The following is a 9,296-nucleotide window of genomic DNA, read 5'->3' as shown; positions in this document are numbered from 1 at the left end:
TTTCTTGATGCATGGCTGCCCATTGTAGAAAAGCTTCGAATCCTTCTCTATCATTGGAGAAGCTGATTCGTTTTCCAAATTCAAAACCGCGGTCATCGAAAGCACGAGCCACCTGTTTGTTTTTAGCGATATCTACGCCAATAATGAGTGTGTTAGAGGTGATTTGCGTGAGTTTTTCGTTTTGCGTATAATGCATGGTGAGTCCTCCTTGGTTTCCTGGATTCGAGGTCGATGATTTTTCATCAGACACTCCGTACTATACCAAGGGGGCTCTTTTTTGTTCAAAACTCACATTTTCCCCTAACAGGAATGCTCCTTACATTGAAAAAGTTGATTTTATGACCGTCACTACTGACTGACATTATTTTTTTTAAAAAGAACTAGGGTGTTAATCCCCTAGTAAAAACCGAGACACTTTCCTCAATAAAGCTATCGATGGAAATAGTGCCGAGTATGGGATCATCGTTCATTCTTCCCATAGCAGCTCCATAATTCATGTACAGAAAAGCAACGGCCTGTTTTTCAGGGTCTGATTTAATAACCTTTCCTCTTTCATACATTTTTTTAAAGTAATCGGTAAGAAACTCCTTTAATTGCTGTGGATGTTTGTGAGTTTCCTCCTGAAATCCAGGAAGATTTCTATGCTCTCTTGCACTGATCTGGATCATTTTTCGATTCTGGTACATGATTTTGTGATAGGTTCGGCATATCATCAGCAAGTCTGCATGAAGATCCCATTTTATCTGCTCATCAAAAAGGTCTCTCATCTCTTCTGCATAATGATAACGGTGAAAAGCCGACTCTAATAAATTTTGTTTGCTTTTAAAGTGCCGAAACAGCGTTTTTTCGCTAAACCCGGCCTCTGTTGCAATTTCTTCCGTAGATACTCCATTGTATCCACGCTCCGCCATAAGATCAATGGCAGCTGTCATAATTTTATCAGCAGTGTTCTGTTTTTTACTGGATTTCATTTGCATAACCTCTACTCCACAAAAATGTCAGTCATCAGTGACTGTCATAAATATAAAACAACATTCTTTTGTTGTCAAGCTCATCCTTCATTTTTTCTATACCTTTTTTACAAATACCCTGCCGCGTCTCCTTGTCTCTCGCGAAAAACAGCCGTCTTGGTTTTTCCATAACGGCTGCTTACAAATTATTTCATTTGATTAATATATTGATTTATATCCACATGATCCATATCGGTAAAGCTCCCGCCATGGCCCATGTAGTTTATAAAGTTCAGCGTAACCATATAACCTACTGAAAAATCTCACTTACTTCATTTTTTGGGAAGGCTCCGTATATTTATTTCCTTTCCCCATTACGCTAAAGCGTTTAATCAAGTGTGGGGCTGACACCAATCTAAAAAGAAACAGGCACCTTTTATCGGTTACCTGCTTCTTCGTTTCGTACTAATTTTGTGACTGCCTCCACATGCCCTGTATGCGAAAGACGCCCCCTGTAAGGATGCCCATGGAGGGGGTAAAGATACTCTGCCGTTAATCTGTGCGCTGCAGAAAATAAACTTAATTTCATCGCTCAAATCGAATGTAATTTTCGATTCAACTGCACAAAACTCAAAATCTCCCATTCGAATTATTTCGTTTTTCTGCGGAATCCTTAGCAGGCAAATTCCCCCTTTAGCAAAGTTACTTGTTGGACAAAGCTGATTGAAATACACCTTTCGCGAATTTTACGACCATACTTCGAGGCAGTAAACGCGGCAGTTGAGCCATAATATAATTATTCCGTCCAACTATTATGTGGCTACGATCTTTTTTTACACCCTTAAATGCTGCGTTCACGACATCAATCGGCTCCATGCGCTTACCTTTTAAGCTGTCCGTGCCGGATACAGCATGAAATGAGCTCTTCGTTTCTCCTGGGCATAATGCAACGATTTGAACGCCGCTATCTCTATACTCGGCCCATAGTGCTTCCGTGAAAGAGAGAACATAAGCTTTCGTGGCACCATACACAGCCATGTACGGTGTCGGCTGGAACGCTGTCATTGAAGCAACATTGATAATAATGCCTTTCTTCCTTTCAATCATGGAACCAATGAATTGATGAGTTAATTCGGTTAAGGATATTACATTTAGCTGAATCTCTTGATGAACACGGGTTGACGAGATTTGATTGAAAACCCCCATAGTTCCAAACCCGGCATTATTAATAAGTATATCAATTGTTAACCCGAGGATTTCAACTTCCCTGGCTACTTTCTCTGCAGCGTTAACTGAAGATAGATCAACCGAAAGAGGCACCACATGGATGGAGTACGTTTTTTGAAGTTCTTTTGCAATTTGTTCGAGTTTATCCTCCGATCGGGCAACCAATATTAAGTTACATCCTTTTTTGGCAAGTTGGGTTGTGAAAACCTTCCCTATTCCAGATGATGCGCCTGTTACCAAAGCTGTTTTCTTTGAAAAGTTCATTTGTATAACCTCCATTAATTATTTAAATGATTAAACATTTGAACATTTTGTGTAAAAAAGACTTTCTTCACTTTTTGCAAGAAAGTCATGTATGTTCTTCAAACGCTTTAGCAGGGTCATTCGATAAGCCTTCGGCAGCACGAATGATTGCTTTAAGCTGGTCTATAACCGAGTTATCAAGGGTTAAGCTGTAATAAACCTCCGTCTTGTCCTTAAAGGAGTCTAAGATGCCTGCCTGTTTTAGTATTTTTAGATGATGAGATATTGCCGGTCTGGATAAATGCGATTGCTCCACAACTTGTGCAACGTTCATTCGTTTAGCTATCATAAACATCATTAGAATATCTTGCCTTATGGGATCAGCAAGGGCTTTAAAAATATCTGTGGACTGACGAATCTCATGAAGAAGAGCCTGCTTCTTTTCCAATAGTACGCTTTGCTTTTGTTCCTTCAATCCACCACCTCCCAACAAATGTTTAAATATTTAATTATTTGTATCCAATATAACATGTCGCTTTTAAAAAATCAATGGTGGCTCCACGCCGTAACATCCTGACCAAGCTGACACAAGGGGCCGCGACAATCGGGAGGTCGCCGAGTCCTTCAAAATTAGTGCACCCGTGAACCCGTGATCTCCCAGCACCTCAAGGTGTCGGAGCGAGCAGGCTGATCGAACGTATAGCGAACGCAGTGGCGGACCCTGACGATAGCACCGATCCTTTTGATGAGGTGTCGGCCCGGGTTAAGAAGCACCGCCGCGAATGGAACCATCGTTTCGATGCATTGGAAGCACACTTCAAAACTATGACCAACGAATAGCAGTAAACGGCGAGAAAGCATAAAGTTTCAAGCTGGACCACTATATACTTATTATTCTGAGTTTAACGGTTTAGCGATTCAGAAACCTGCATCAGATCAATGAATAGGTAAATACAGCTTTAATTGCTATTTCTTACAAGAGACACACAGCACTCAACATGTGTGGTCTGCGGAAACATATCCACCGGCTGAATCTCTTCAACCGAGTACCCGTTTTTCTCCAGGTACTTCAAATTCTGCGCCTGTGTCTGTGGATTACATGATACATACACTACCCGCTCCGGCTGCAGTTTCACCACACTGGATAAGAACGCTTCGTCACTCCCATTTCGCGGCGGATCCATCATCACGACATCGGCTTTCTCCCCTCGTGCTGCCATCTGCACCATAAACTCCCCAGCGTCCCCTTGATAGAATCGGGCATTTTTCACGCCATTGCGCTTAGAATTGTGTATGGCGTCGCGGACAGCATCGTTATTCAGCTCCACGCCAATGACCCTGCTGGCTTTCCTGCTGGCAATTAAACCGATTGTACCGATCCCGCAGTATGCATCGATCACGGTTTCCTTTCCGGTCAGCTCTGCCATTTCCATCGCTTTTTCATACAACTTTTCCGTCTGGCCAGGATTGATCTGATAAAAGGACTTCGCCGAGATATCGAACGTCAGTCCGCAGAGCGTATCCATTATCGTTCCTTTGCCGAACAGTACTTTTTCCTCATCACCCAGAACCATGCTCGTGTTCCTTTTATTTACGTTCAGCAGGAGGGTCGTAATTTCTGGATGGGCCTCCCGCAGCGCTTTCACAACATTCTTTTTGCCCTGGAACACAGGCGATGCAGCTACCAGCACCACCATAATCTCACCGCTGGTCTTACCGACCTTTATCAACACATGACGAAGGAAACCGTGACCTGTGTCTTCATCGTACGGCTGCAATTTAGAGGATTTCATGATTCCTTTGATTGTCTGTACGATCTCGTCCGCTTTCGGATCATGAATGAGACATCGATCTATCGGAATGATCTCGTGGGTGTTCTGGGCGTACAGCCCGCCAATCACCTGCCGCTCTTTGTTCGGACCAAATGTTGTATGGCTCTTGTTCCGGTAATCATACGGATGCTCCATGGTCAAAATGGGTTCTGGTTTTCCAAACGGCTGCATGAGGGCGTCTACCGTTTCCTGCTTAAAACGTGTCTGTGCCTGATTATTCATATGCTGAAGCTGACATCCACCGCACTCATCGTAATAGTCGCATGGCGGCTTCACCCGTTCATCAGATGGTTTAATGATCCGCTTCAGCTCCGTGCGGGTATGCCGTCCCTTTTGAGAAACAGCGAGCTCCGCCGTTTCTCCGGGCAGGAGATGCTCTACCTCCAGTTTCTTTCCTTCCCACTGGACGATGCCTTTCCCTTCATCTGTTAAACCGGAGCAGGTCACCTTTGCAGTTACAGTTTTCTGCCTTCCGGCTGCTTTGCCATTCGTTCGACCGAGCTGAGCCGGGTGCTGTTTCCCGGACTGTTTCTCCCTCCGAGTATGCTTCTCCCCTGATTTTTTATATCTATTGTTCTTTCGTTTATTCATAAGCACTTCCTATCTTCTCTTTTTCCCTGACTCCTCATTATATATTACACGAAGAAGGCCGTAAAATGAGCGATAAAAAAGAACCACCTTCACCTATTTGTATACAGGTTTTTGCAGGCACTATAGAATTTTCTCTAGAATGAATATAGGGTTTAGGGGATCCTTTGTCACTTAAAAATAGGAACCCCCTCCCTTAATTAAGGTGGGGATTATTTGACGCTTACATTTTCATTCTCCCATAAAGGAGTGTTATTTAGATAGAATGTGATTTCATGTGTATCTTATATTATTTTTTGACCAGCATGTTATGAAGAATCTGTAAAAATTCGTCTTCAGTTTGCTCAGTCCTTTGGTAATCAAGATTGTAGGCGAACATCATTCTAACTAATAAAAATGCAGTCAGGGGTAAAGGCACTCTTGCTAATTCACCATTTTCCCGGCCTTCTTCAATAATTAAACTGATCACTTCAACTGCATTTTCCTCAGACAGCTTAAAGCAGCGTTCTATTTCTGGTGAACGATATTGCTGATACTCTTGAAAGAGTGTTGAAACAAATGGATCGCTATGAGTTTCTTCGCGAATAAATTGAAGAACTTTCTGCAATTTAGAAACAACTCCCTCTCCTTCTCCATCCAATTTATTTTTTCGAATCTTATGAATGTGATTCATATAACATTCACGTAAGATTTCCTGTTTATCATTGTAATAGTAATAAATGGTCCCTTTTCCAATCCCTGCTCTTTTAGCAATTTCATCCATCGTGGTATTTCGAACACCTTTTATGGAAAAAAGCTCAGTTGCAGCTTTTAAAATATTTGATTTTTTTATTCCCTTTTTTTTCATAGTACACACCTTTGTCTATCATCTTAGTTGTTGTCTCAATTATACTAATTGTACTTTAAGGGTCAAATGACTAAAAACAGATGAGCCGAGAACTGCAGGCTTTTCTAAGGGGTACTTTTAAATTAAAGAGGTTGGTTGCAATTGTTTTATTCAAGGTTTATTATTAAATAGTATGACCGAAAATAAAATTCGGTCGAATTTATTGATTTTTTTCGACTGATAAACTTATTTAGTCGATTTTTTTGTTGGAAATACTTTTTCTCTATATTTTTTTGAAAGTAGGCTGATTCTAATGTGTGGAATTTCAGGATGGATTGATTGGTCATTAAATCTTTCTGATGAACAACAAATTTTAAAAGATATGACGAATGCTATTAAGCATCGAGGTCCTGATGCAGACGGATTCTGGTTTTCAGAAAGAGCAGCTCTGGGTCACCGCCGGTTGATTGTTATTGACCCTGAAGGGGGAGTTCAACCTATGATTTATCAGGAGAGTGGGTATACAATTGCTCTAACCTATAATGGAGAACTATATAATTATCAAGAACTTCGTAAAGAACTGAAAAATAAAGGGCATCACTTCCAAAGTGAATCGGATACGGAAGTATTACTACATTCTTATTTGGAATGGCAAGAAGATTGCGTCACCCATTTTAATGGCATATTTGCCTTTGCAATTTGGGATGAAAGACAAGAAAAACTGATGCTTGGACGAGACCATTTAGGGGTTAAACCATTGTTTTTCGCTCAACGGGGAAATAGTATCATCTTCGGTTCAGAACTAAAGGTACTGCTTGCTCACCCTCAAGTCCAAGCCGAACTTGACCGGGACGGCCTTGCGGAGATATTCGGACTTGGTCCAATTAGAACCCCTGGAAATGGTGTATTTAAAGACGTAGAAGAAGTCCGTGCGGGACACTATATAACCTTCACCTCCAAGGAAAGAAAGACTAAGAAATATTGGAGATTGGAAAGTAAAAAACACACCGATGATCTTGAAACTACGGTTAATAAAATCCGATCTCTATTAGAGGATACTGTACAGCGTCAACTGATTGCAGATAAACCCGTGACTTCTATGCTTTCCGGTGGTTTGGATTCAAGTGGGCTGACTGCCATGGCTGGTGATGAGTTTGAGCGATCTGAAAAAACATTAAATACGTATTCCATTGATTTCGTGAACAATGAAGCAGACTTTGAGGAAGATTTCCTTCGCTCAGATTTAGATGAGCCGTGGGTTAAACGTGTTTCTGAACACGTGGGGACCAATCATAAATCGATTATCCTTGACGCGGATAAACTAGTCAACAACCTGCTCGTTCCAATGCGCGCCCGGGATCTGCCAGGTATAGGAGAGATCGAAACTTCCCTTTACCTCCTCTTTAATGAAAAAAAAGAATCAACCGTTGCTCTATCCGGGGAATCGGCCGATGAGTTTTTTCCGGTTATCCATGGTATCATCAGGAACAGTTTTTAAACGCTGACATTTTTCCATGGCTTATAAACATGAAAGGTCTTGCAGATGTATTGTCAGATGATATACGGGAGAAGCTTCAACTTGAACAATACCAAAAACAAAGGTACCAGGAAGCTTTAAGCGAACTTCCTACGGTAGAAGGTGAAAGCGATCTTCAAGAAAAGCAGCGAAAAATGTCCTATATGTTTATCACACGCTTCCTGCCCTTTATGTTGGATCGTAAGGACCGCTCCAGCATGAAAACTGGTTTCGAAGTGCGTGTTCCATTCTGTGACTATCGTCTAGTCGAGTATTTATGGAACGTTCCTATTGAGATGAAAAATGTGGATAACATCGAAAAAGGGCCGTGCATTTCAAGGGTATTTACCAGATGATGTACTCTATCGCAAAAAAAGTGCCTACCCAAGCACAAAAGATTCCGCGTATCTTGAAGGTGTGAGCAACTGGATGCTTGATGTGTTGGATAATCCACGATCGCCGATTCTCAAGCTCATTAATACTGAACGAGTTCGACAAATCGCGGAAGGGAAAGACAGAGAAATAAATAATTCAAGTGCTAAGGGAATATTGGACTACCTTCTGCAAATTAACGCCTGGCTTGATGAATATGATATAACCCTCCATTTATAACGGGGATAACCGTTCATACCCTCCATTATTACCAAAGAGGTTATTTTATACTTCCTCATAACAGGAATTAGAGGCGGCAGAAAAAAGAATAAAAAAGGCAGAAGTTCTGTTCATTCATATATTTCGTTGATTAAATAAGACGGTGATCCCTGCACGGGCTCGCATCGTTAGTAAATATTACCGTTAACGATAAAACTAGTTAAATGAAATGGAAATGAAGGGAATGGGATTAAAAATAGGGTCACAACATCATGTTGTGACCCTATAACATTGTCATACCAGGGTTTTTGGGAGGCATTTTACATCATGCCTCACATGAGTCGAACAATTTTACTCTATTTCATCACGATTTTTTCCAATTTATTCACCGTTTATATTTTATTGAAAATACATACCAAGAACATATGATCTTATCTACGCTTCGGTGATTTTTCTGTGATTTTTTAAAAAGTCACAAGATTTTATGTGACTTTAATATAAATAAAGCCAAAGTTAAACCTTGACCCGAAAATATTCATTATATTGTTTCTGCATCCATCCTACTGATAGAATATTGCATTTTTTGAGCGATCTAACCGCCTTTCGATAGTGACACCACACAAGCACATCCCACTCATTTAACCGATATATAGTTACAACTCGCTGACTAAACGTTCCATCCTTTGCTTCATAAATAACCTGAATTGGTTCCCTTGTCTCCGCTGCACGTTTAAGGATCCCATTCATCATGAAGCCTCCTCGTTTGATTTTCTTCAATTATATGCGAACACACATTCTTATTCAATAGATTTTCGTCCAATAAATACCGGTTTACTCCTTTACTCAAATGAGAAACAACAAGAACATTAGTTCTGAACAAACGTTCTTATAAATGGGAGGTTATATGGCAAACAAACTGACACCAGGATCTAATCTTAGATGGGAAAGTATGCGGATTAAACATTTCAAGAATACAATATAAAAAATGGTACAGACTAAAACATAAACAAGTATACTTTTAAAGAGTAGGGATGCAATTGTTAGAACAAAACATACCATTAACGTCAGCGGAAATCTCACAATTATGGGTAACATTTATGAATGACAGTGCTGCTATTTGTCATTTAGAGCACGAATTGAATGTCGTCGAAGATAATGAAATAAAAAATTTACTACAATATGCCTTAAAGGTGTCTCAATCTCACATTCATGCCATATTTCAAATATTTTCTAACGAAAATTTTCCAGTCCCCCACGGTTTTAAACTAAGTGAGGACGTAGATGTAACAGCCCCTCGTTTGTTTTCCGATACATATTATGTAAATATGCTGAACCAATTAGGAAAAATCGGATTAAATAATTATAGTGTATCTTTAAGTGTAACTGTAAGAGAGGATATTTATCGTTTTTTCAGTAACTGCCTAAGTGAATCAGATAAAATTATAAAAGGTAGCAACGATATTTTATTATCCAAAGGGTTATATGTGAGAGCTCCCTATATTCCAAAACCAGAAACCTATGAT

At 40.3% G+C, this 9,296-nt stretch carries 7 protein-coding genes and 2 pseudogenes; 2 read left to right on the top strand and 7 right to left on the bottom strand.

The features are described from left to right. The 6 genes and pseudogenes from G475_RS0121835 to G475_RS0121810 all read right to left on the bottom strand — a co-directional run. Window positions 1-196 (bottom strand): annotated as a pseudogene (locus G475_RS0121835) (IS110 family transposase); the annotation flags it as partial. 184 nt (window positions 197-380) lie between these two features. Then, window positions 381-971, bottom strand: coding sequence for a TetR/AcrR family transcriptional regulator (locus tag G475_RS0121830; RefSeq protein ID WP_026703066.1), 591 nt, complete (start codon window positions 969-971; stop codon window positions 381-383). Window positions 972-1,652: 681 nt separating this feature from the next. Further along, the gene (locus G475_RS0121825; protein ID WP_026703065.1) at window positions 1,653-2,441 is read right to left on the bottom strand and encodes an SDR family NAD(P)-dependent oxidoreductase; all 789 of its coding nucleotides are present in this window, start codon (window positions 2,439-2,441) and stop codon (window positions 1,653-1,655) included. Window positions 2,442-2,526: 85 nt separating this feature from the next. Beyond that, window positions 2,527-2,895, bottom strand: a complete 369-nt coding sequence (locus G475_RS0121820; RefSeq protein ID WP_026703064.1) for an ArsR/SmtB family transcription factor — start codon at window positions 2,893-2,895, stop codon at window positions 2,527-2,529. A gap of 484 nt (window positions 2,896-3,379) precedes the next feature. After that, window positions 3,380-4,843 (bottom strand): 23S rRNA (uracil(1939)-C(5))-methyltransferase RlmD, encoded by a 1,464-nt coding sequence (gene rlmD, locus G475_RS0121815; protein ID WP_026703063.1) that lies wholly within the window; start codon window positions 4,841-4,843, stop codon window positions 3,380-3,382. A gap of 286 nt (window positions 4,844-5,129) precedes the next feature. Further along, window positions 5,130-5,687: a TetR/AcrR family transcriptional regulator gene (locus tag G475_RS0121810; protein WP_026703062.1), complete on the bottom strand. Its 558-nt coding sequence runs from the start codon at window positions 5,685-5,687 to the stop codon at window positions 5,130-5,132. 292 nt (window positions 5,688-5,979) lie between these two features. Between G475_RS0121810 and asnB the strand changes: the two are divergent. Beyond that, window positions 5,980-7,794: pseudogene (gene asnB, locus G475_RS26025) on the top strand (asparagine synthase (glutamine-hydrolyzing)). A 492-nt stretch (window positions 7,795-8,286) separates the two neighbouring features. Here asnB and G475_RS0121800 read toward each other — a convergent pair. Beyond that, on the bottom strand, window positions 8,287-8,520 hold the full coding sequence (locus tag G475_RS0121800) for a hypothetical protein (RefSeq protein ID WP_026703061.1): 234 nt from the start codon (window positions 8,518-8,520) through the stop codon (window positions 8,287-8,289). 290 nt (window positions 8,521-8,810) lie between these two features. Here G475_RS0121800 and G475_RS0121795 point away from each other — a divergent pair. After that, on the top strand, window positions 8,811-9,296 hold a 486-nt coding region (locus G475_RS0121795; RefSeq protein ID WP_233275831.1), incomplete at its 3' end, for a DUF3231 family protein.

The sequence above is a fragment of the Salibacterium aidingense DSM 18341 genome, assembly GCF_000429685.1.
In the GTDB taxonomy this organism is placed as follows: Bacteria; Bacillota; Bacilli; order Bacillales; family Marinococcaceae; genus Salibacterium; species Salibacterium aidingense.
The sequence above is the reverse complement of the archived record's forward strand: the minus strand, read 5'-3'. Positions and strand labels throughout refer to the sequence as shown.

Excerpts from the sequence above, each read along its gene's own strand:
- rlmD (WP_026703063.1), bottom strand. The coding sequence starts at position 4,843 with ATGAATAAACGAAAGAACAATAGATATAAAAAATCAGGGGAGAAGCAT.
- G475_RS0121800 (WP_026703061.1), bottom strand. The coding sequence starts at position 8,520 with ATGAATGGGATCCTTAAACGTGCAGCGGAGACAAGGGAACCAATTCAG.
- G475_RS0121810 (WP_026703062.1), bottom strand. The coding sequence starts at position 5,687 with ATGAAAAAAAAGGGAATAAAAAAATCAAATATTTTAAAAGCTGCAACT.
- G475_RS0121830 (WP_026703066.1), bottom strand. The coding sequence starts at position 971 with ATGAAATCCAGTAAAAAACAGAACACTGCTGATAAAATTATGACAGCT.
- G475_RS0121825 (WP_026703065.1), bottom strand. The coding sequence starts at position 2,441 with ATGAACTTTTCAAAGAAAACAGCTTTGGTAACAGGCGCATCATCTGGA.